Here is a 24,510-nt window from a genome sequence, read left to right on the forward strand (position 1 = left end):
TTATAAGGTTTTTGCTAAAATGGCTTTTTGTTTATCTGCCTGGTAAATTTTTTTATAAAAATCTACATACTCACCATACTTTTCAGGCGGGTACTTTTTATTGTTCATGGTTTGTGTACGATTATAAACAATCTGATTGTCTTTTACGCTAAATTTTGCCGTATATGAACCAAATTCAGAGTTAATGGTAATGTCTTTAGGGATAAATTCTACATTATAACCCTTTGGCAGGATATAATTGATTTCATCATCATCATTATAACCAAAAGGTACCGCAAAATAAGTTTTCCGGTTTTCTACTTTAAGCGGTACACTTTCGCGGCGATTTATCTGGTTTACCACTAAAAATAATTTGTCGCCACCTTTGGTTAATATTGGGTTGGTTTTAAAATTGATTTCTTCTGTCAGCACAGGTACTGTTTTATCAGCCTGTAGGTATTTATAACTGATCAGTTCTGCTACCGGAATAGGGCTATCCTCAATAATTTTTTTTCTAACATCAAAGGGTTCCATCAGCGTCATCGAAAAATTTTCTTCAAACTGGGCATTGGCGTAAGTAGATTTTATTTCAGAATCAGCTGTACCATCTTCAGCCAGTTTAATTTTTGTTTTTCTGATCTGATAGTTCTCCCTGGCAGCGTAAGCTGGGGTGTGTACAAGTTTTCCGCCGTTTTCGGTAACCATGAGCACATTCCGGTCTGAATTGCTATAGCCAACAAAACCCATAGGCTGGTATTGACTGGTACACTCTAAAAACGTAGTGTCTTTGGCAATTGGTACACATAAAATCATGTGGTTTGCCTGGCCCATGCTCGAATAATCAGGATTTAAGCTTGGCATATCGTTTCCGATTACAATTAAGTTTGATGCAATACCAGCTTCGTTAAGTAGTGCTTTCATGTAATTAGACAGCGCTTTGCAGTCGCCATAATTAACCTGTGCCACTTTCTCTGCCAAAATAGGTCTAAAACCACCAATGCCTAGCTGTACGCTTACATAGCGGGTATTCTGTTGCAAATGATTATACAATATCCTGATTTTTTCTTTAGGGGTTTTGGCATCTTTAATCAAATTCTGCACCATCAGTTTGGTCGCTTCAGGAAGTTTGTTGCCGCCCTGGTTTAGGATGTACAACCATGATCCGAAATTTTGCCAGTTATCGAAATTTCCTGATGAACCATCGTATTCGAACTGGTTAGGGGAGGCTTTAACCCAGGCAGCAAGGTTATCAGTGCCTGTACTTAAAGGTTCACTGGCAACAGCCGCTACATTAGCACTTTTCCATTTATACTGAACCTTTTCTCCATTAATTACCGAATCGGTTTGTAAATTACGGCTGGTAAGGTACCTCATTTTATAATTTTTGCCTTTTTGGATGGTGTAAGCAGATTTTTCTACCGATACACCAAAGCCCTTAAGATCGCGCCAGGACGGAAAAGAAAGCAATCCGTTATAATCCTGACTATAGCTATATTCTATCGTATATGGATAATTTACACTTACAAATTTTAAAAGCTTAAGCCTATTGTCTTCAAAAATGGAGAAATCAGAAATCAGGCTTTGATCTTTAATATCCGAGCTTTTATAATCCTTCACTTTTTTACCGGCAGCATCGTAAAGGGTAGCTTTGATGTTGTAGATACTGCTAAATTTATCGTAAACCTCTGCCATTTCACTATATTCCTCACCAGCTTTATTCAAAATGGTCATGGCTACCTTATAATCCATCCGTGCAGCCCCTAAACCTTTAACATCAAAAAAAGATTCTTCATTCCTGATCACTACAACAGCATCTTTTTTCAGGTTTTCAGGGATTTTTGCTACATCGTAATCTGTTTGTGCAAAGGCGGTATTAAAGGCCAATAGCCCAAGTGCTAAACTTAAGTAGGTTCTCATTATACTTTCTTTTTAAATACGATTTGTTCCGCCTGTTTTTCTACAACAGTTTTAAATAACTCCTTTAAATCAAAATATTCTTCTGGCGTATAAAGCGATTTATTTACATTGATGGTGCTTTTAACCATCAGGGTTTTTCCTTCTGTGATATAATTGATGGTGAATGTGCCGTTATCTTCAGGGAGTTTGTAAATGCCACCCTTAGGAAGTTTATCTATTTCATAATCTTCAGGAAAATTTACTGTAATGCGGTAGCTTTCTTTAAACGGATAAGCAAAATCTACCGGGAACTTTCGCTGCTCCAGTTTAAATAGATTTTCTTTTGTCCTTTCGAAAAGGAGAGGGGTAAAATACACCAGGTTTCCGGCTTCTTCCACATTTTCTTCAATCACTACATCCATACTCTCGGTCAATAATTCGTCGAGGTTATCTAAATTATCAATTTTATAGGCAGAAACTTCAAGACCTGTTTTATCTTTTTTAAAACCTTTTATAAACTCGGTCTCATTATTTGTTGTCCTGTATTTATTGCGCAGGTTTAATGCGGCATAACCTTTAGAATATTGATTGATTTTTCCTGATAACTTATTTTCTTTATCGAGTACCATATTGTATGTGAAAATCTTTTCACTCGCTACATTGGGCTCTGTAGAAAGCCATCTTCCGTTAAAGCTTTTTAAATCTATGTAAAAGCCCTGATGGCTCAGGTTTTCATAATCTAACATGCCTGCAGGTAAATCTTTGTCTGTGGCATCAAGAAAGTACAGGGTATTGCCAATCTCCGTAACGCCAATTACATTATTAAATGCCGATACCAAAGGATAACCTGGATGTGCGCCATTTTCTCTTGTACTCAACAGCACCGGATAAGCTTCGATTTTCGCCTCCTTTAATAAATTCAGTAAAGCCAGGTTAATATCACCGGATGAACCGGTTTTCTTTTCGAAGAGGGTTTTAGGATTGGTTTCGTTAGAATATTTAGAATATTCCTTATTCCATTTTAAGCTGTTTTTAACATAGTTGAAAATAAGTTTTACAACAGTAAGGGTATCTTTTTCTCCCTTTAAAATGCCCGGAAGCACCGATTTTGCATAACTATTTCTATTGATGTAAGATCCGAAATTTTCATCCCCAGCCAATCCGCTGATAATTTTCGGCCATGAGCCGTTGTAATCATGATAAATATCACCAGGAAAGTTCGTTGCCCTGAGTTCGAACTCAATTTTCGGCGTATAATCATCCATGGTGGTAACATATGGTTCATTTTTTAATGCAGGCATATTGGCTACGCAGTATTTATCATAAACCGCACTAGAGTTTACACCTGATATATAAGTTGCATTTATACTTTGGTGAAGCGGATGATCAACCTGATAATATCCACTTAAGTTATTTTTATAGGTAAAATATTCTGGTACCCTCACATTGTATTCAGACCAAAGTGTTGGTACGTTTGATTGAAATTTCCAGCCCCTAAGCGTAAATATAAAATCTGATTTGATTTTGTATTTAAATTCTATAATCGATCCTTCTTTTACATTTGGTAATGCAAATTTTTTAATCATATAGTTTTTGTTAAACTCCTCGGTAAATTTTGCGTCCTTGTTCAGTTTGCTGGTTACCATTTTGCCATCAACCATGTTATAGGTTGCACCATCCATATAATTGAGGTCTTCTTTTGCCGAACCACTGCTTTTATAAAGCTCTACTTTAAAATTAGCCAGGTCGTAGCCATTTTTATTGAGGATTTTGTAACGGATGTGTCTTTCAAAAACGTAAACGAAACCACCAGATGAAGGCCCGATTTCGAAATAACATTCGCCTACATCGAATAATTTGATAGCTGATGCTGAAGAATCCTGTCCAGATGCTTTGGTTTCGAATTCTGCCGGAGCAATTTTTCCAAACTTAAATTCTCTTTTTACGGTTTGGCCCGTTTGGGCATAGAGGTTACTAACCCCAATGCAAAGCATTAAAGTCAGAAATTTGAGAGCATTTTTCTGCATGATAAAAAAAATAGTTTTTTGGTTACTGCAATAATAAAAACAATCTTTCAATTATTACGAAATAATTGTTGCTCAATGTTGTAGGCTTATAATGCTGTACATTAAAGAATGAGTGAATCTTTAAAAATAGAAGTCTGCCCGAATAACAGGATGAGATAATTGTCAGGCAAGCTCCATATTTAAGCATTTTTACTATTATGCTTTTATTTTCGCGTTATTTCCGTATCTTTGCCTGGCAAATAATAAATCCTAATTTATTTGCTATGCAACTCGATTCCACAAAGTTTATTGCCACAGGTTTAACATACGACGACGTACTTTTAGTACCCGCATATTCAGAAATTCTGCCCCGTGAAGTAAATACATCCACTTTTTTAACCAAAAAAATCAAACTTAATGTTCCGTTGATTTCTGCCGCAATGGACACTGTAACAGAGGCCGAACTTGCCATTGCAATAGCACAAAATGGTGGTATCGGGATGTTGCACAAAAACATGACTATAGAAAGACAAGCTGCTGAAGTACGTAAGGTAAAACGTTCAGAAAGCGGCATGATCCAGGATCCTGTAACTTTATTGGAAACAGCTGTAGTTGCCGATGCTTTCAAAATCATGAAAGAGCATAAAATTGGTGGTATTCCGGTAGTAAGCAGCGATAATAAACTGGTTGGTATTATTACAAACAGGGATCTGCGTTTTCAAAAGGATATGAAAAGGCCAGTTTCTGAGGTGATGACTAAAGAAAATTTAATTATTGCACCAGAAGGTACAACTTTGGTACAGGCAGAAGAAATTCTTCAGAACCATAAAATCGAGAAACTTCCGGTAGTGAGTAAAGATGGTTACCTGAGCGGTTTAATTACTTTTAAAGACATTTCGAAAGTTAAAAATTACCCTGTTGCCTGTAAAGATGAGCGTGGCCGTTTACGCGTAGGTGCTGCGGTTGGGGTAACAGCCGATACCATAGAAAGGGTTGATGCTTTGGTTGCAGCAGGAGTTGATGTGATTACCATTGATACCGCTCACGGTCACTCAAAAGGAGTAGTTGATAAATTAAAAGAAGTTAAAACTAAATATCCTGATTTACAGGTTATTGTTGGGAATATTGCCACCGGTGCTGCAGCTAAATTTTTGGCTGATGCTGGTGCCGATGCAGTTAAAGTAGGTATTGGTCCCGGTTCTATTTGTACCACCAGGATTATTGCCGGTGTTGGTGTTCCTCAGTTATATGCCGTTTACGAATGTGCCAAAGCATTAAAAGGTACAGGTGTACCGGTTATTGCCGATGGTGGTATTAAACACACGGGTGATATTGCAAAAGCAATTGCATCCGGAGCAAGTACCGTAATGGCAGGTTCGTTATTTGCAGGTGTAGAAGAATCGCCGGGTGAAACCATTATCTACGAAGGACGTAAATTTAAATCTTACCGCGGAATGGGCTCAATTGAAGCGATGGAGCAGGGTTCTAAAGACCGTTATTTCCAGGATGTAGAAGATGATATTAAAAAACTGGTTCCAGAAGGTATTGTAGGTCGTGTGCCGTTTAAAGGTACTTTGGCAGAAGTAATGTACCAGTACATTGGTGGTTTACGTGCAAGTATGGGCTACTGTGGTGCCGCTAATATAGAAGCATTACAGGAAGCACAATTTGTGCAGATTACTGCTGCTGGTATGCGCGAAAGCCATCCACACGATATTACCATTACCAAAGAAGCACCTAATTATACCAGATAGGGTAAAAGGTTTGAGGTGTAGGGTTTAAGGTAAATCCTACACCTTTATTAATAAATAAAAGAACGGGGCATCGGTTTACGATAGCCCCGTTTTTTTCAACCATCGTCTTCGTTACAAACGAGGACTATTTGACAAACAAATTAGAGCTTAGGTGTGCTAAGGTGCCTTAGGTGGTCAATATTTTTTTGGAAATGGTGGGTTCGGTACCAATGGCAGCCGATAGTCCTGCTATCCCTCCAAGTCCTCGCTCATGCTTCGCTACGGGCTTTCCGTTCTATCAGGTTTAAATTACCTGAGTTGGTGCTGCTTGACTTAGGTTGTCCTCGCCTCGGTTCGTGTCGCCACGAACTGAAATTTAATTTCAAAAACCTCGCAGGTTTTGGAAACCTGCGAGGCTAACAAATCCATAAGTAATATAAAAATCGCAAAATAAAATTTGGCAGCTAATATTTTTTAATATATTTGTCGACTAAATCTATAGGATTTATATAATAATTATGAAAGCCAATCAAAACTCACATTTCTATTGTTGTTGTTGCCATGCTAAAACAGTAATCGAATACTTTCGAACGGGTCTTTAATCAACAATATTCAAAACAAACCATATCACTAATCATGAACAAACGTTTACTCTTTCTCTTTTCATTTTTCCTTTCGGCAAGTATTGCTTTTGCCCAAAGTCCGATAACAGGTATCATAAAAAAATCTAACGGCGATCCGGTACCACGCGCCACCATAAAAGTAAGGGGCACCAATATTACTGTAAGTGCCGATGATAACGGAGCTTTCAGGATTGATGCAAAACAAGAACCTCCATTTTACCTTCAGGTAAGTTCGGTGGGTTATAAACCGCAGGATTTTCAGATTTTAAGATACCAGGAAACACCTATCGAACTGGTTTTGGTAGAAAGTGTCCTGCTGGATGAGATCGTGGTAACCTCACGCAGGCGTTCTGAAGTTTTACAGGATGTGCCTATCCCGATTACCGTTATTGGCGGCCGTGCGGCAGAAAATGCTGGTGCTTTTAACGTAAACCGTTTAAAAGAACTGGTTCCTTCGGTGCAGTTATATGCTTCAAATGCCAGAAATACAACATTGAACATCAGGGGCTTGGGTTCAACCTTTGGTTTAACCAACGATGGTATCGATCCGGGAGTAGGTTTTTATGTAGATGGTGTGTACCACGCCCGTCCGGCTGCAACCTCTACCGATTTTCTGGATATCGAGCAAATCGAAATTCTGCGTGGTCCGCAAGGTACTTTGTTCGGTAAAAATACTACCGCTGGTGCATTTAACATTACTACGAGCAAGCCAACTTTAACGCCAAGTGCAAAAGTAGAAATGAGTGTAGGTAATTATAATTTTATCCAGGCTAAAACTTCAGTTTCCGGCGCGCTTGCAAAAGATCTTGCTGCAAAAATTTCCATTTCAGGTACACAACGCGATGGTACCATCTGGAACACCAGGGAAGAACGCAAATACAGCGGACAAAACAACCTGGGTTTCAAAAGTCAGTTGTATTATACCCCATCTGATAAATTACAGGTATTGTTAAGTGGCGATGTAAGTATTCAGCATCCTGCAGGTTATCCGCTGGTAATTGCAGGCGTTACCCAAACCGAAAGAAGTGCTTACCGCCAGTACGCTAAAATTGTTTCTGATTTAGGTTATCAACAGCCTAAAATTGATCCATTTTCAAGGGAAATCAATACCAACACACCCTGGAGACATAACCAGTCTATCGGTGGTATCTCTTTAAACGTTGATTATAAAATTGGTAACGGAACCTTAACTTCTACAACGGCCTGGAGATTCTGGAACTGGGATCCTACAAACGACAGGGATTTCTCAGAATTAGCCGCTTTAACAAAATCTCAGGGTACTTCCCGTCACGATCAATACTCGCAAGAGGTGAGGTATGCCGGTAACCTAACCGATAAATTAAGTGGTGTAATTGGCGTTTATTTATTAGGTCAGAACTTAAAAGGTTTGGCACAAACCGAAGAAGTGGGTAAAGATCAATGGAGATTTGTACAAACCAGCAATACAGGTAGTCAGGCTTTATACTCAACCCCAGGTTTACTGGATGGTTTCGGTATCAAAACCAACTCAACCATCAAATCTTTAAGTGCGGCTATTTTTGCCCAGGTAGATTGGGAAGTGTTAAAGAACTTACACGTTTTACCAGGTTTAAGGTATACGTATGATAAAAAAGATGTTGATTATGATCGCGTAACTTATGGCGGTTTACAAACCACCGATGCTGCTTTATTAGCTCTTAAAGCTGCTGTATATGCAAATCAGCAGTTTACAACCAAGGTAGATAACAACAATTTATCGGGTAACTTTACCGTATCTTACCGTCCTAACCATAACTTAAATGTTTATGGAACTTTCTCTACCGCTTACAAACCGGTGGGTGTTAACGTAGGTGGCCTGCCAACTACCTCAACCGGAGCAGCCGATTTATCGGTAGCTGTTGTTAAACCTGAATATGTGCAACATTACGAGTTAGGAGCCAAAACGAAGCCATTTAAAGGTGCTATTGTAAATATCAGTGCATTTAATACCGATATTAAAGATTACCAAACCAATGTTCAGTCGCCACAATTGGGTGTAAACAGGGGTTATTTAGCTAATGCTGAAAAAGTGAGGGTAAAAGGATTGGAAATAGACGGAACTTACCAGTTAGAAAGGTTTTTAACCTTAAACGCCGCCTTAGCTTATCTTGATGGAAAATATGTGAAATTTACCAATGCACCGCTTCCTTTAGAGGAAACCGGTCACACTGAGCTGGTAAACAATGTTGCTACACAGGTTGCATTTAAAGATGCTTCGGGTGGTAGGTTGCCAGGTGTATCAAAATGGAATATTTCAGGAGGTACAGAGTTAAGCACGGCAGGAAATCTGGCTACCAAAGAAGGTAGGTATTTTATTGCCGGTGATGCCAGTTACCGTTCAGAATATTCTTCTAACCCTACACCATCAAGCGTATTAAATGTTAAAGGTTATGCCTTATTTAATGCAAGGTTAGGTTTCAAATCAGATAAATTCTCATTATTTGTTTGGAGCAGAAATATTGCCAATAAAAACTATTATGAGCAATTGCAGGCTGCGGCCGGTAACTCTGGTTTATATGCTGGTGTATTAGGCGATCCCAGAACGTATGGTGCTACTATCCGTTACGCTTTCTAATATTAAAAATAATCTTTTCTCTTATATTTGGTTAAAAGGAGTGGCGTTATGCCATTCCTTTTTTTGTTTAAACCAAACCTATCAGGTTTTAAAAACGTGATAGGTTTAATATATAATAATGCCTTGTAACAGCATTGTGCAGAATTTAAATTTATAGAAAGGCGATAAAATCTTAACTTCGGTAAATTTTAGATTAAATGAACAAGCTTAATTCGGTTTGCGTGTATTGTGGCTCAAACTTTAACGGCGATATACAATTACGCAAGGCAATAAAACAACTGGCAGAAACGCTGGTAAAACAACAGATTAGGTTGGTATATGGTGGTGGTAGTGTTGGTGTGATGGGCGTTTTGGCCAACGATGTTCTCGAAATGGGCGGTTTGGTAACCGGCATTATTCCACAGTTTTTAATGGATAAAGAGGTTGGCCATAAAGGTGTAACCGAAATGATCGTGACTGAAAACATGCATCAGCGAAAACAAAAAATGGCCGATTTAAGCGATGGTTTTGTGATTTTACCCGGTGGTTTTGGTACACTCGAAGAGTTTTTTGAAGTGCTTACCTGGTTGCAGCTAGGCTTGCACAATAAACCCATTGGCGTATTAAATGTAAATGGGTTTTACGATCCGTTATTTGCCCAGATGGAGATGATGGTGCAGAGCAAATTCTTAAAACCGGCTAACCGCGACCTTGTTTTTAACGAGGCAGACGCCGAAATATTAATCAATAAAATGGATAATTTTTCTGCCATCCCTGACGAAGTTTGGTTCAGAGAAAGAAATTTAAGTTAATCATGCTACCGCTTTATGCTTGATAGCTCATGGTTAATGGATCATAGTTGATAGTCAAATGGTAAATTTTTTATAGTTGAGGTTATAAATGGAAAGTTTAGCCACGATCTATGAGCAATTACCTATAAAACAATGATCTATGGACCATAAAACCATAAACAAAAATAAAAAAATAAAAAAAATATAAACCCGCCATTAAAAAAAAACATGGCGTTAAATACATAATAAGAATGCAAATCATTACCTCCCACGCAGAATTTGAACAATACCTTGGCAAGGAATTAGGCGTTTCTTCATGGCACACCATTACCCAGGAACAGATCAATAAATTCGCCGATGCTACATTAGATCACCAATGGATCCACGTTGATGAAGAACGCGCACAGAACGAAGGACCGTTTAAGGCAACAATTGCACACGGTTATTTAACCTTATCTCTGATTCCATATCTTTGGAAAGAGATTGTTGATATCCAGAATTTAAAAATGGAAATTAACTATGGTATTGAAAGTTTAAGGTTTGCACAAGCTGTTACGGTAAACAGTAAAGTAAGGTTAAAAGCAAAATTAGCCTCTATTATCAATCTTCGTGGGGTTACCAAAGTTAATATGGCCATCGAAATGGAGATCGAAAACCAGAAAAAGCCTGCTTTTAACGGTGAAGTAGTTTTCTTGTACCACTTTATCAATTAATTGGTTATGCTGTAGCGTATGGTTGATTTTTAACGTTATTAATAAAACCAATAATAAACATGAAAAAAATCAGCACATACCTCGGTTTAACTTTAGCCAGTCTCTTTATGCTTTCCTGTCAGGAAAAGAACCAGGAAAACGCAGCTGCCGATTCATTTTTACCCATGCAGATCGGTAACTTATGGTATATGAATAATATGTCTTATACCGAAATTAAAGATACCGTTCGCATTAATAAAAAGGTTTTTTACAAGTTTTATTCCTTAGTTGGTGGTGATGCGGGCAGCACAGTTTACCTGCGGATAGATGAGCACAATAAGTTGATCGAAAGTTATCCAGATAGCCCAACCAAAACTTATGTACGCGCTGATTTTAATGCAAACACTGGTGATAAATTTTTCACTACCGGCGAAAAGGATGAAAATGATAACGAAGTAACTGTTGTTCAGAAATCGGATAACGAAATGACGTTTTCTTTCGATCCTGTTTATCACCCGAACTTAAAAGGCCATCCATTTGAAGTAAAATATCTAAAAGGTAGAGGCTGGGCTGAGAAATATCAAAAAATAAAGATTGATGGGGTAGTTTACCAAAACTAGCTGCAATAAATTAACCACAGAGATCACGGAGTTTACACAGAGAAACCAGAGGTTAAGATAAAATATTTAGATCTGATTATAAGTGGTTAACAATTAGGTGGTTGGCGCCATGCGCTTACCATTTAATAAAAACCTCTATGTCCTCTGTGATTTTCCTCTGTTTCCTCTGTGGTAAAAAAGCGGGCGGTTGGCATCATTGCTTAGCGTTTAATAAACCTCTATGCGCTTCTGTGGTTAACAATTAAGGGGTTGGAGCCATGCACATAGCGTTGAATTACTAAAACCAGCTGCAATAAATTAACCACAGAGATCACAGAGTTTACACAGAGAAACCAGAGGTTAAGATAAAGTATTTAGATCTGATTATAAGTGATTAACAATTAGGTGGTTGGCGCCATGCGCTAACGGTTGAATAAAAACCTCTATGTCCTTTGTGATTTTCCTCTGTTTCCTCTGTGGTAAAAAAGCGGGCGGTTGGCATCATCGCTTAGCGTTTAATAAACCTCTATGCCCTCTGTGATTTTCCTCTGTGGTTAAAAAACTTAGCGCTCTTAGCGCTCTTTCTTTGCGTGCTTTGCGGTTAAACCTCCTCGTAGACCAGAAACCGATTTGGTCAATGCTGTTTTTCTAAAATTAAATTTAAATTGCCTCCATGAATATCGAATTCAATAAAAACGAGGATGTGAATAAACAGTTGATTTACGAACTGAAAACCAAACTCAAAAAAATATACCTGGGTGGCGGCGAAAAAAATGCCGCTAAACAAAAAGAAAAAGGAAAACTTTTGGCCCGCGAACGTATTGCCTATTTAATCGATAAGGAGTCAAACTTTTTGGAGGTTGGTGCTTTTACTGCCGATGGCATGTACAAAGAACAGGGCGGCTGTCCTTCGGCAGGAGTGGTATGTGGTATTGGTTATGTGAGTGGCAGGCAATGTATGATTGTAGCAAACGATGCCACCGTAAAAGCAGGTGCCTGGTTCCCGATGACAGCCAAAAAGAACCTCCGCGCACAAGAAATTGCCATGGAAAACCGCTTGCCTGTAATTTACCTGGTTGATAGCGCCGGGGTTTATCTCCCTATGCAGGATGAAATTTTCCCCGATAAAGAGCATTTTGGGAGGATGTTTCGCAATAACGCCATCATGTCGTCGGACGGGATTGTACAGATTTCGGCCATTATGGGCGCTTGTGTGGCAGGTGGCGCTTACCTGCCAATTATGAGCGATGAAGCCATGATTGTAGATAAAACCGGATCGGTATTTTTAGCAGGTTCCTACCTTGTAAAATCAGCCATTGGCGAAGAAGTGGATAATGAAACTTTGGGTGGGGCAACTACCCATTGCGAAATATCAGGGGTTACCGATTATAAACATCCTAATGATCAGGCCTGTTTAGATAGCATCCGTAATATTATGAGTATGCTTGGTGCACCCGAAAATGCAGGTTTCGATCGCATTGCGGCTGTAAAACCGAAAGAAAAAGAAGAAGAACTTTACGGCATCTTTCCTGAAAACAGGGATAAGCCTTACGAAATGATGGATGTGATTAACCGTTTGGTTGATGGATCTGAGTTCGAGGAATATAAACAAGGCTACGGTCAAAGTATTATCTGCGGTTTAGGCCGGATTGATGGTTGGGCAGTGGGCATTGTAGCCAATCAACGTAAAGTGGTTAAATCGAAAAAAGGAGAGATGCAGTTCGGCGGTGTTATTTATTCTGATAGTGCCGATAAAGCCTCGCGTTTTATCATGAACTGCAACCAAAAGAAAATTCCACTGGTATTTTTGCAGGATGTTACCGGTTTCATGGTGGGCAGCCGCTCAGAGCATGGTGGTATTATAAAAGATGGTGCTAAAATGGTTAATGCCGTTGCCAATTCGGTAGTGCCAAAATTTACCATTGTATTGGGTAACTCTTATGGTGCCGGCAATTATGCCATGTGTGGTAAAGCTTACGATCCACGGTTGATTTATGCCTGGCCAACAGCCAAAATTGCCGTAATGGGCGGTTCGCAGGCAGCAAAAACACTCTTGCAGATTCAACAGGCCTCTTTAAAGGCAACAGGAGAGGTGATAACACCAGAAAAGGAAGCCGCATTATTAAAAGAAATTACCGATAAATACGATAGTCAAACCACGCCTTATTATGCCGCATCGCGGCTTTGGGTGGATGGTATCATCGATCCCCTGGAAACCAGGAAGGTAATTTCGATGGGGATAGAAGCAGCGAACCAATCGCCGATTACCAGGAAGTTTAATGTAGGGGTAATACAAACTTAGGTTTCGAGGTGCCGTCAGATTTTACCATCTGAAAGACTTATCGATTAGTGTCAGATAGAAATATCTGACACCACGAGGATCAATGGCTATCAGATAGAAATATCTGATAACATAATGATATTTTTTACCACCTAAGCCACCTGAATACACCTAAGTTTAGTGCCATGCGCCAAACGCTTAGCGCTTTTCGCGCTGCCCCTGCGTCCAGCTGTTAATAAGTAAACTATGTTGACAATGTACGCTTGTTAACAATTGTTTAAAGCGTTAAATTTGCGCTACGATTAATGAATTTCAAACACACAATATAATGTCACAAGAAAACGAGCACGTTCAGTGTTTAATTATAGGTTCTGGTCCGGCAGGTTATACTGCTGCAATTTATGCAGCAAGGGCTGATTTAAAACCGATTATGTATACGGGTATGCAAGCCGGCGGCCAGCTTACGCAAACTACCGATGTAGAAAACTTTCCGGGTTACCCACAAGGTATTATGGGACCAGAAATGATGGAAGATTTCCGCAAACAGGCAGAGCGTTTCGGTACCGATATCCGTTTTGGTTATGTAAGTTCGGTTGATTTTTCTTCAACACCGCACAAAGTAGTGGTTGATGAAATTAAAACCATTACTGCCGATACCGTAATTATTGCTACAGGTGCAACAGCCAAATGGTTAGGTTTACCAAGCGAGCAACAATACAATGGTTTTGGTGTTTCGGCATGTGCCGTTTGCGATGGTTTTTTCTTTAAAGGACAGGATGTTGCCATTGTAGGCGCTGGCGATACCGCTGCCGAAGAAGCAACCTATTTGGCTAAACTTTGTAAAACCGTACACTTATTGGTGCGTAGGGATGAGTTTAGGGCATCGAAAGCCATGGTGAGCCGTGTATTGGCTACTCCAAATATCATCGTACATTACAATACCGAAACCCAGGAAATTTTAGGTAACGGTAAAAATGTAACCGCCGTTAAGGTTTTAAACAATAAAACAGGTGTTGAATCTGATATCGCTGTAGAAGGCTTCTTCGTAGCCATCGGTCACAAACCAAATACCGATATTTTTAAAGGTCAGCTGGATATGGACGAAACCGGTTATTTGGCTACCAAGCCTGGTTCTACCTTAACCAATATCGAAGGTGTTTTCGCTTGTGGCGATGTGCAGGATATGTATTACCGTCAGGCGGTAACTGCTGCGGGTTCTGGTTGTATGGCCGCGCTTGATGCCGAAAGGTACCTGGCTGCTAAAGAGCATCCTGTGGAAGCGTAAGGATATTTTAATATCAATTGGTAAAAGAGAAATCAGTAATGGTTTCTCTTTTTTTGTTCATTTCGTCATCTCAGGCGAAGTGCAGCGTAGTCGAGAGATCTATTAAAGCAGATATTATTTTATAAAACTTCCGTTTTTTTAGAAAGCAATTGGAGTGGTTCTTTTTATTGTTCGTCCTGCTTTTCGCTTGTAGTCCCAATCAGGTTAAGTACCCGGATTTCTGCTGCTATTGAGGTTTTAATAGCATATTGCCTATAGTTTCTTCAGTACCCTGCAACCCCAAATTTTATTACTTGCTGTGCCACCTAAACCCGATTGAAGTGAACATTCCGATCCTTCATCGGAATAAAACGGAAAGCGGGACTATCGTAACCCAAATGCTACTGTACCTCATTTCCAAAAAAAGATCATAGCCTTCACCTGTGTTTATCCTTTTTATCTATGGTTAAAATAACCTTAAAAAGTTGAGGGAAAAAGAATCAGTTGAATTATCTGCGCTAAACTATTCAGTCAAACGGTTGATCTGGATTGTAACAAAAATGTGGGATTAGGAATCTGCCCATAATCTCTATCTTGGTTTAATTAATCAGATAAATTCTATTCTAAACCACACATTAAACATGAACAAAGCATTATCGATTTTTATTGGAGTATTAATCAGTACAAGTGCATTTGCGCAGAGTGATCCCAATTTGGGCATTATACCTGCACCCGTAGCCATAACCAGGGCAAACGGTAATTTTATTTTAGATAAAACCACAGTTTTGGTAAATCAGAGCATCGACGGCGCAAAAATGACTGATTTATTAAATGCTTTTATCGTTACCAAAGCAGGTTTCGCCCTAAGGGAAACCAAAACACCTCAAGCTAACCAGAAAGCAATAGTATTAACATCTGTTGGAGCAGATAAATTACCAGCTGAAGGTTATACCATTAAAGTTACACCTACACAGGTCGTTTTAACAGGAAAAGGAGCGGGGCTTTTTTATGCGGTACAATCGGCCATGCAGATGATGCCTGATAAAGTTGCTGATAAAATTACTATCCCTGCGGTTAACATTAACGATTATCCACGTTTTAGCTACCGAGGAACAATGCTCGATGTTTGTCGCCATTTCTTCCCGGTATCTTTTATCAAAAAATATATCGATCAGTTGGCTTATTACAAAATCAATACCTTTCACTGGCATTTAAGCGATGATCAGGGATGGAGACTGGAGATTAAGAAATATCCTAAACTCACCGAAATTGGTTCGTCACGTAACGGCAGTATCATTGGTAATTACCCTGGCAATGGCAATTACCTTACACCGGTTAAAGGTTTTTATACCCAGGATGAAGCCAAAGAAGTTGTGAGATATGCAGCCGAGAAATACATTACCGTAATTCCTGAAATCGAATTGCCTGGCCATGCCTCTGCTGCAATTGCTGCTTATCCTGAATTGAGCTGCTTCCCTGACCGCGATACTTTTGTAAGCGATAAAACACCATGGGCGGGCAGTAGAAAAGGTAAACAAGTGCAACAAACCTGGGGCGTTTTTGATGATATCTTTGTGCCTTCAACCAATACCTTTACTTTTTTAGAAAATGTTTTGGATGAAGTGATTGCCATTTTTCCATCGAAATATATCCATATTGGTGGTGATGAAGCGCCTAAAACCTATTGGAAAGAGTCTACTTTCTGCCAGAACCTGATGAAAGAAAAAGGCCTGAAAGATGAGCACGAGTTACAAAGTTATTTTATCCAGACCATCGAAAAACATGTGAATGGTAAAGGACGCTCGATTATTGGTTGGGATGAGATTTTAGAGGGTGGTTTGGCGCCAAATGCAACGGTGATGAGCTGGAGGGGAGAAGATGGTGGTATTGCTGCCGCACAACAAAAACACGATGTAATTATGACTCCAGGTTCAATGGGTTTATATATCGACCATAAACAATCTACCTCTCCTGACGAACCCGTAACCATTGGCGGATTTGCACCTTATCAAAAAATCTATGCTTACGATCCTATTCCGAAGGTATTAGCTGCGGATGAACGTAAATACATTAAAGGCGTACAGGCAAACATGTGGACAGAATATATTAAAACCACTGCAAAGGCCGAAAATCATGCTTTTCCGCGTTTATTGGCCTTAGCCGAAATTGCATGGTCGCCGGTTGAACGTAAAGATCTAAAGAACTTTTCAGAACAACGTTTACCCGTTCATTTGGCACGTTTGGATAAAATGGGGGTTAATTTTTGGGTGCCTACGCCAATTGGACAAAGTGATAAACCTTTAACAGGCGGCGATTTTACCATCGATTTAAAAGTGCCGGTTACCGGAGCGAAAATTTATTACACCATCGATTTGGCTCGTCCATCAGAAAATGCATTTTTATATACCGCTCCAGTTAAAATTACTGTTCCACAGGGAGAAAAAAGGGTGTTAAAAACCATTGTGATTGCACCAAGCGGCAGAAGAAGTGTTGTAACCGAAACTGTTTTAAACAACGGGGCACCTGAGGTTAAAGCCGAAGCAAAGAAATAATATTTATTGCTTTGATAAGCTAAAATAATTAATTTGGGGCAACCAAAATGAACCCAAATAGAATGAAACTACAGAAATATACATTACAGCACCTTTTGTTAATTACAGGGGTGCTGTTTTGTTTTGCATGCACGGAAGAAAAACCTAAAGAAGTTAAACCAGAAATGACGAAGGTAGAAAAGAACCCCTTCCGGTTTTATAAGGATATAGAAATAAAACCCGGATTAAATTTCGAAGTCGTAAGTTGGGGCAAAGGCGTAGACTCGGTAGGTGGATACCAGATTTTAATGTCTGATTCTATTCGTAACAATTACAAATCGGCTGCGGTAGATCGAAAAGGCATTATTACCGATGCCTGGAACATGGATCTTGATAACGATGGCAACCCTGAATTGTACATTCAGCTGTTAAGCAAAAAAGATATAGCTGATCTCCAGGTATTTGAATATGCGGGAGGAGATTTTAATAAAATTGGTTTTCCTTCCTTAAGCCCAAACCAGAAAAAAGGCTATACCGGCAACGATAAGTTTTTTATTAAAAACGGCGATCTGTTTCGTTCTTTCCCTGTAAGATACCCGGCAGATAGCACTAAAACGATTAACAAAACGCTGCAATATAAATTAAGTGGAAATAGTTTTTCTGCGGGTGAAGTGAAGGCGGAGGATAAGAAGAAGTGAGGTTGAATACCAAAGCTATGATGTTAAGCGTAGAGGCAACCCCATCGAGTAGCCGTCATTTCGAGTTAAGTGAACAGAAGTCGTGAACCCTGAGGCTCAGAGAAGCAAAATCTGTCTCGGGATAGATCTTTCTCCCTGTGTCCGGTCGAGATAACCACTTTTTATTGGAGTTGTTATTCTGAGGGATAGTTTATTGTATAAAAATCAATGTTAGTAACAGAAGAATCCTGACGTAATAATAACCGCCAAATTAGTCATTGCGAGGAGGCTTTTTCAGCCGACGAAGCAATCTTTCTAGCAAAGATCGCTGGCGGAAAAGATTGCTTCGTCGTTCCTCCTCGCAATGACGAATTTTATTGGAGTTGTCATCCTGAGTGTAGTTGAAGCTCTTTATAGTTTAAATTTTAAAACAATGAACAACGGAAAATTTTCAATTATCGATCGGATCAAGAGCTTTAAATACGCATTTAACGGCTTAAAACTTTTTTTTATAAATGATCATAACGGAAGAGTGCATTTATTTGCTGCTATAATTGCCATTGCTTTATCTTTCTACCTCAACATATCCGGTTACGAATGGATTGCGATCTTATCTGTAATTTCTGCTGTTTTCGTTGCCGAAATCTTAAATTCCGCTATAGAAAAACTCGCTGATGTAGTTTCTCCTGATTACCATCCAAAAATTAAAGTGGTAAAAGACCTTGCTGCAGCTGCGGTTTTGGTAGCTGCTTTTTTAGCGGTGGCAGTTGGAACCATTGTATTTATCCCAAAACTATTTTTGTAATTCTGCCATTGCAGCCCTTGATTCGTCCATCTTATCCTGAATAATATCATCCCAGCGTGCTTGCATTTTATGATTGCTACCGTGTTCAGTTTCATCGTCATAATTGCGTTGCATCGTGTCAAAAAAACCGCTGATCTGGTTGGCGAGTTCAGAAATTTGTGCCTTGTAATTGCTTACCGAATAGTTCCGGTTTTTTAATACCCTTTCGGCCTCTAAAAGCAAAACATATTGAATATTGGCATGGCCCTGTTCATGGTGTAAAAGGCTCGCCCTGATTTCAGGATCTTTAATTTTATCCCACTTTACCCACGATCTGGTTTTATCTATACTCACATCGTTTTTAAGCTTAATCACCACGCGGTTCCGGTAAACCGTACTTTCATAGCTGTATTTCCAGGTCATGGCGGTTAAGGCAAAAAAAGGTGAACGCGTATCAGCCTTTCCTTTAAAATGCGTTTCCCAATCCAGTTGTACCGGTTGGTCCAGGTCTTGTTTAAAAGCAAAAGTGCATGGCAAAGCAAGCAAAAATAATAAGGGTATAATCAGTCTCTTCATGTGTTATTTTTTACAATGAAAAAACCGTGCCTAAAATTATTCCGGGGTAGAAATCTGTCCGCTGATGCGCTCAAATTTCTCGATCAATAAAGCAATTCTTTCTTTTTCCCTGCTCATTACCGCCTTCCTTAAAATGGTTGAACAGAATACCATCCATACAATCGTAATGCCCACAGCAAATATTCTTTGGATATAACTTAAGTTAGGCAGTATTTCTATAAAAGTAAAAATAAAGCCTAACGATAAGGCTGTTGTATAAAGCCAGTACATCCTGTTATATAAGCTGTATCTATTGAGTTGATAGATTTTAAGACTATTGATGAAATCTTTGGGGTGAACTGTAAAATCACTTTTAGAAATCAGTCGATGATCTCTGTAAAGTACAATGGTACTGGATAGGATGGCAACTAAAAATATAACAATCCCTACGTGTGTAGTCCACGATTCGAAGTGAAAAAATATCCATAATGCAGCAATGGCAATAAAGGATGCCAGCATACCCACAATGTTTAAAGCAGATTTTAGCTTTAATCCATTTACTTCTTTCTTCGCTTGTTGCAGCATTTCATCAGCAGAAACCTTAACTTCTACCTCGTGCTTTTGCCACAACTCCTGTAATTGATCAAACGCTTGCATACTGGCTATATAATTCTGTTAATTTTTGTTTAATTCGGTGAATTTTTACCCTTAAGTTGCCTTCGCTTATCCCGGAGATATCGGCAATTTCGTGGTATGGCAATTCATCAAGCACCATGGTAATAATTAAACGGTCGTTTTCTTCGAGCTTCGAGATACATTTATAAAGGAGGGCAACCTGTTCATTTTTTTCCGAAAACTCCTCTATTTTATTTTCTATAATGTTATCCGTTAATTCGTCTTTAGCTTGTCTTTTTTCGGACCTCAAATACGTTAAACAGGTATTTACTGCAATTCTATAAATCCATGTAGAAATTAAAGATTTGTTCCTGAACTTGTCCAGATTTTGCCAGACCTTTAAAAAAGTTTCCTGTAAAAGATCGTTTGCAGCGTCGGTATCGCCGGTATAACCATAACATAAATGGAATATCTTTTTGGAATTTGAATCGAAGATCTCTTTAAATAACTTGTCTTTTTGTTCCATTTAGGGGGTTATAGTTGCGTTTTAGATGATGATGTACAATTTTTGTTACACCCGAGGGCCAAAAATAATATATTTTTTGATGTCACCCGTTATCAAAATTTGTTACAAGCTGTAAATATCGTAGTTTTACCAAATTAAGAGTACCACAAACTTTTTATATTCATGAAGAAAAACAAACTCACGCTTTTTATATTCATAGCGCTGATTGCGGGTATTGCACTGGGCTACATTTTAAATGTGAACTCTATTGATGTTTACAACCAGAAAATACTCAACGCTGATGCGAAAGTTAAAAGTATAGAGGTAAGCATTGCCAAATCAACCGATACAACAAATATTGTTTACACACAGTTAAAGGCTGAAAGAAAGGCTACTGCTAAAATCAAAAAAGAAAACGAAGACATCAGGGAGAAAAAATTAGAATATTTTACGCTGCTGAGCGATATTTTTCTTCGCCTGATTAAAATGATTGTTGCGCCTTTAGTGTTCACAACCCTGGTGGTTGGTGTAGCCAAAGTTGGCGATATTAAAGCCGTTGGCCGCATTGGTGGTAAAACATTGGGGTGGTTTTTGGCTATGTCGTTAATGTCGCTGGTGTTGGGGATGATCCTGGTAAACCTATTCGAACCCGGAAGGCACATGAAATTATCATTGCCCGATCATTTGGTGAATACAGGCATTCAGAAAGCCGCAATGAGTGTTAAAGATTTTATTGCACACGTTTTTCCCAAAAGTATTGCCGAATCAATGGCGACTAACGAAATTCTGCAGATTGTGGTATTCTCCTTATTTTTTGGGGTAGCTACGGCTGCCATTGGCGATTTAGGTCAGGTGGTAATTAAAGCATTTGATGCCATCGCCCATGTAATCTTAAAAATGACCGGTTATGTGATGAATTTTGCACCATTAGCCGTTTTTGGCGCAATGACGGCGATTATTGCCAAACAGGGTTTAAACGTATTAAATACCTATGCCATATTTATCGGCGAGTTTTACCTCGGCTTGGGTATTTTATGGTCAGTATTGATTTTTCTAGGCTTTTTAGTATTGGGTAGACGTATTTTCCGTTTGGTAAACGATATGAAAGAGCCTGCTATTCTGGCTTTCAGTACGGCAAGTAGTGAAGCAGCTTATCCCAAAACGATGATGCTTTTAGAGCGTTTTGGCTGTAAAGATAAAATTGTCAGTTTCGTGCTCCCATTAGGCTATTCGTTTAACCTGGATGGTTCGATGATGTACATGACGTTTGCTTCCTTATTTATTGCACAGGCTTATGGCATTCATTTAAGTTTTGAACAACAAATTTCCATGCTTTTAATCCTGATGTTAACCAGTAAAGGAATTGCGGGTGTACCAAGGGCATCGTTGGTGGTTATTGCTGGTACCATTGCCAGTTTCAATATTCCTGAAGCAGGTTTAGCGCTATTGATTGGTATCGATCCATTGTTAGATATGGGCCGTTCTGCAACCAATGTGGTTGGAAACAGTATTGCTACCGCAGTGGTAAGTAAGTGGGAAGGGGAGTTGAAGGAGTCTGAAGTCTAGAGTCTTTAGTCCTGAGTCTTTTAACATTCATTAAATCAGTCATTCATTCATTAAATAATGGCTCTCATTCAATCATTAAAAAATTCATTCAATAATTCAATATAAAAGTGTCAAGTAGAGGAAAAAAAATATTCTTAGCCCTAAGCATCATTGTTCCGATGATTATTTATTGTTATATCTATTACAAACCGATTATCCAGAATGCACCTTTCAGGAAAAATGAATTTGTATCTATGCAATTTAAATGGGGGGTAAAAGATACCTTAGAAAACAACTATAATTCTGCTACAGGCGAATATCAATATGTTACCGGTGCAGATTCTACCGTTCGTAAAAAGATCTTTTTAAAGAGCGATGATATTTTATACATGCATGCTAAAGCCAACGAAATCGGTTTGTGGAATTTTCCGGATACTATAGGAAAGAAAAGTCCAAAATCAATGGCTGTGCCCCGTTATGATATATTATTCAATTATAAAAAGAAATCAAAACATGTAATTATTTACGGAGATTTCGATGGAAACCCTAAATTGCTGGATGCCGCTGTGCAGATGAGAAAAGTAATTATCGAAACCTTAAACCAGGCGGAGAGAAGAAGCGGGAAGTAGTCCGAAGTCGATTAAGCTATTCCTCTTGATTTGTCAACCATGACCGGAGTCGAAGGGTATTTTAGTTTGGAGTTTAGAGCCGGGCGTTTGGCGTCAATTAACCGGTTTGAATAATTAACCGGTTAGCCGCTAAGCTATCAACCATGAACCAATAAACCTTCAACCAATAAGTCAGTTTAATGTTCAGTTAACCGATTCAAACAATTAACCGGTTAACCAGTCTTTTTTAGGATGTTTTCGTATATTTACGATATATTCGTAATAATGGAAAAATTAACGTTACAGGAAGAAGAGGCCATGTTGGCCATTTGGCAGATAAAAAAGGGATTTATAAAGGATTTTATGGATGTACTTCCAGAGCCGAAACCGCCATATACCACCCTGGCATCAACTGTTAAAAATTTAGAGCGTAAAGGCTATCTGGTAAGTGAACGTTTTGCCAATGCCAACCGTTATAGCGCCAAGGTTAAAGAAACAGCGTATAAAAAACGCTTTATGAGCGGTTTCGTAAATAATTATTTCCAAAGTTCGTATAAAGAGCTGGTTGCCTTTTTCGCAAAGGATAAAAAAATCAGTGCCGAAGAATTAAAAGAAATTATTAATTTGATTGAGAACCCTGAAAAGTAAATGCCATGCCACATTTCTTTATCATCCTATTAAAGATTAATCTGGTGCTGATCTTGTTTTCGGCAACTTATTACCTGGTATTACGCAGGTTAACATTCTATACCATTAACAGGGTGTTTCTGTTGTTTGGGATCGTGTTTTCTTCAGCTTATCCATTTATTAACCTGACTGATTTTTTTACTCATCAGGATGCTATTCCGGCTTTTGTACCTCAATTAAACCAGCAGGTAAGCCGTTTGGTAGAGCGGGATGCAATTTCGGTATTCTGGCAAGTATTAACCGTGCTTTTTTATGCTGGCGTGTTACTAATGGCAATTAGATTGCTGGTGCAGTTTATTTCGCTTTACAGGATGCATAAAAATTCTTCGCCCGATCATTTGACTGATTACAAGGTGAGGATTTTGAATGAAGAAGTAAGCCCTTTCAGTTTTTGGCAAACCATTTATATCAATCCGCAACTGCATAAGAAACAGGATTTAAATAATATTCTCGAACATGAAAAGGTACACGTAGATGAATGGCATACTTTAGATATTATTCTTGCCGAAATCTGTGTGGTTTTTTATTGGTTTAACCCAGGTGTATGGCTGATGAAAAAAGCAGTCCGCGAAAATATTGAGTTTATTACCGATGCCAAAATTTTGAAAAAAGGGATTGATAAAAAGGCTTACCAATACAGTTTGCTTGATGTGGGCACTTTGCAGCCATCAGTCGCCATTGTAAATAACTTTAACCTATCCGACCTTAAAAAGCGGATCAAAATGATGAATGCCAAACGTTCATCGAAGGTAAATTTAACGCGCTATTTATTTGTGTTGCCGATATTGCTTTGTGTTACCCTGGCATTTACCATTGATAAAAAAGAAGTGAAAAAACATCTGGCGCCAATCACTAAAATGGTGAATGATGTTTTGCCTGAAAAAGTTATTGAGGTGCAGGTAAAACCCAAAACTGTTCTAAAACCTAAAGCAAAAGGGAAAATATTAATCGATACCCTTAAAGCGCCAGATACCGTTACCAAAATGACTTTTATTATCAAAAGCATTACCGATGGGGCAGATTCTTCGCGTAAATCAGTTGAGGAAGTTTTAAAAGGATTGGGTAATAAAGTAAAAATCATGAGCTTTAAAACTGATGGCGATTTTAAAGGCAAAACCTTTGTACAGCATTTCAGCTTTACCGATACAGTAAACTCAGATCATAAAAATATTGATGTAAAAGTGTTAGCTAAAAATGGCGGAAACTTTGAAGAACTGCCAATACCAAAGAAAAATGGTGTTAGCTATATGTATATTGTAAAATCTACAGCAACAATCTCGAATGAAAAAGAGGGTAATCACCATCCAATAGGTGATGGAATGATGGTGAAAGAAAATACATCTTATTTCCTGAATGGTAATAAAATCACGAAAGAACAACTCGATAAACTGAACCTTAATAAAGTTTCTGATATGAAAATTGATAGAAATAATCAGGCTATCCAGATTACTACGAAACCTTAATGGGTTTCAAATAGCGTAGTTTTTTGCTAAAGGTCGTCATTGCGAGTAGATACGATGAGGCATTCTTACAACAATCGCTATTTGCATGCGCATTAAGATTGCTT

General features: G+C 38.7%; 19 protein-coding genes. 14 read left to right on the top strand and 5 right to left on the bottom strand.

Translation table 11 applies throughout. The annotated features are described in order from the left end of the window. Complete coding sequence (locus R2R28_RS09125; RefSeq protein ID WP_316825369.1) at positions 1-1,896, bottom strand: DUF3857 domain-containing protein; 1,896 nt, start codon at positions 1,894-1,896, stop codon at positions 1-3. Beyond that, positions 1,896-3,902, bottom strand: a complete 2,007-nt coding sequence (locus R2R28_RS09130) for a DUF3858 domain-containing protein (RefSeq protein WP_316825370.1) — start codon at positions 3,900-3,902, stop codon at positions 1,896-1,898. The genes R2R28_RS09125 and R2R28_RS09130 overlap by 1 nt, the downstream gene beginning before the upstream one ends. 263 nt (positions 3,903-4,165) lie before the next feature. Between R2R28_RS09130 and guaB the strand changes: the two genes are divergently transcribed. The 10 genes from guaB to R2R28_RS09180 all read left to right on the top strand — a co-directional run bounded on the left by guaB (position 4,166) and on the right by R2R28_RS09180 (position 18,449). Then, positions 4,166-5,635: an IMP dehydrogenase gene (gene guaB / locus R2R28_RS09135; protein ID WP_316825371.1), complete on the top strand. Its 1,470-nt coding sequence runs from the start codon at positions 4,166-4,168 to the stop codon at positions 5,633-5,635. 615 nt (positions 5,636-6,250) lie between these two features. Further along, entirely contained in the window at positions 6,251-8,830 is a 2,580-nt protein-coding gene (locus R2R28_RS09140; protein ID WP_316825372.1) for a TonB-dependent receptor, read from the top strand. A 197-nt stretch (positions 8,831-9,027) separates the two neighbouring features. After that, positions 9,028-9,621: a TIGR00730 family Rossman fold protein gene (locus R2R28_RS09145; protein WP_316825373.1), complete on the top strand. Its 594-nt coding sequence runs from the start codon at positions 9,028-9,030 to the stop codon at positions 9,619-9,621. A gap of 230 nt (positions 9,622-9,851) precedes the next feature. After that, on the top strand, positions 9,852-10,313 hold the full coding sequence (locus tag R2R28_RS09150; protein WP_316825374.1) for a MaoC family dehydratase: 462 nt from the start codon (positions 9,852-9,854) through the stop codon (positions 10,311-10,313). A 59-nt stretch (positions 10,314-10,372) separates the two neighbouring features. Then, a complete protein-coding gene (locus tag R2R28_RS09155; RefSeq protein ID WP_316825375.1) occupies positions 10,373-10,912 on the top strand; it encodes a hypothetical protein in 540 nt (179 codons plus the stop codon). Between the two features lie 652 nt (positions 10,913-11,564). Further along, positions 11,565-13,193: an acyl-CoA carboxylase subunit beta gene (locus R2R28_RS09160; protein ID WP_316825376.1), complete on the top strand. Its 1,629-nt coding sequence runs from the start codon at positions 11,565-11,567 to the stop codon at positions 13,191-13,193. 307 nt (positions 13,194-13,500) lie between these two features. Continuing rightward, complete coding sequence (gene trxB / locus R2R28_RS09165; RefSeq protein WP_025142590.1) at positions 13,501-14,457, top strand: thioredoxin-disulfide reductase; 957 nt, start codon at positions 13,501-13,503, stop codon at positions 14,455-14,457. 620 nt (positions 14,458-15,077) lie between these two features. Continuing rightward, complete coding sequence (locus R2R28_RS09170) at positions 15,078-16,988, top strand: beta-N-acetylhexosaminidase (RefSeq protein WP_316825377.1); 1,911 nt, start codon at positions 15,078-15,080, stop codon at positions 16,986-16,988. Positions 16,989-17,050: 62 nt separating this feature from the next. Then, positions 17,051-17,665 (top strand): hypothetical protein, encoded by a 615-nt coding sequence (locus tag R2R28_RS09175; protein WP_316825378.1) that lies wholly within the window; start codon positions 17,051-17,053, stop codon positions 17,663-17,665. Between the two features lie 412 nt (positions 17,666-18,077). Further along, positions 18,078-18,449, top strand: coding sequence for a diacylglycerol kinase family protein (locus tag R2R28_RS09180; protein WP_316825379.1), 372 nt, complete (start codon positions 18,078-18,080; stop codon positions 18,447-18,449). Here the strand turns inward: R2R28_RS09180 and R2R28_RS09185 are convergent. Genes R2R28_RS09185 through R2R28_RS09195 form a run of 3 tightly spaced genes read right to left on the bottom strand, consistent with a single transcriptional unit; the run spans position 18,438 to position 20,124 of the window. Beyond that, positions 18,438-19,004: a DUF922 domain-containing protein gene (locus R2R28_RS09185; RefSeq protein ID WP_316825380.1), complete on the bottom strand. Its 567-nt coding sequence runs from the start codon at positions 19,002-19,004 to the stop codon at positions 18,438-18,440. The genes R2R28_RS09180 and R2R28_RS09185 overlap by 12 nt on opposite strands. 36 nt (positions 19,005-19,040) lie before the next feature. Beyond that, on the bottom strand, positions 19,041-19,640 hold the full coding sequence (locus R2R28_RS09190) for a hypothetical protein (protein ID WP_316825381.1): 600 nt from the start codon (positions 19,638-19,640) through the stop codon (positions 19,041-19,043). Next, positions 19,627-20,124 (bottom strand): RNA polymerase sigma factor, encoded by a 498-nt coding sequence (locus R2R28_RS09195; RefSeq protein WP_029275756.1) that lies wholly within the window; start codon positions 20,122-20,124, stop codon positions 19,627-19,629. The genes R2R28_RS09190 and R2R28_RS09195 overlap by 14 nt, the downstream gene beginning before the upstream one ends. A 162-nt stretch (positions 20,125-20,286) precedes the next feature. Here R2R28_RS09195 and R2R28_RS09200 point away from each other — a divergent pair, with 162 nt between their 5' ends. The 4 genes from R2R28_RS09200 to R2R28_RS09215 all read left to right on the top strand — a co-directional run bounded on the left by R2R28_RS09200 (position 20,287) and on the right by R2R28_RS09215 (position 24,406). Beyond that, complete coding sequence (locus R2R28_RS09200; RefSeq protein WP_316825382.1) at positions 20,287-21,669, top strand: dicarboxylate/amino acid:cation symporter; 1,383 nt, start codon at positions 20,287-20,289, stop codon at positions 21,667-21,669. 158 nt (positions 21,670-21,827) lie between these two features. Continuing rightward, the gene (locus R2R28_RS09205; RefSeq protein WP_316825383.1) at positions 21,828-22,277 is read left to right on the top strand and encodes a hypothetical protein; all 450 of its coding nucleotides are present in this window, start codon (positions 21,828-21,830) and stop codon (positions 22,275-22,277) included. Between the two features lie 264 nt (positions 22,278-22,541). Next, on the top strand, positions 22,542-22,904 hold the full coding sequence (locus R2R28_RS09210; RefSeq protein ID WP_316825384.1) for a BlaI/MecI/CopY family transcriptional regulator: 363 nt from the start codon (positions 22,542-22,544) through the stop codon (positions 22,902-22,904). A gap of 5 nt (positions 22,905-22,909) precedes the next feature. Then, positions 22,910-24,406, top strand: a complete 1,497-nt coding sequence (locus R2R28_RS09215; protein ID WP_316825385.1) for a M56 family metallopeptidase — start codon at positions 22,910-22,912, stop codon at positions 24,404-24,406. The last annotated feature ends 104 nt before the right edge of the window (positions 24,407-24,510 follow it).

The sequence above is a fragment of the Pedobacter miscanthi genome, assembly GCF_032678605.1.
Classification (GTDB): Bacteria; Bacteroidota; Bacteroidia; order Sphingobacteriales; family Sphingobacteriaceae; genus Pedobacter; species Pedobacter miscanthi_A.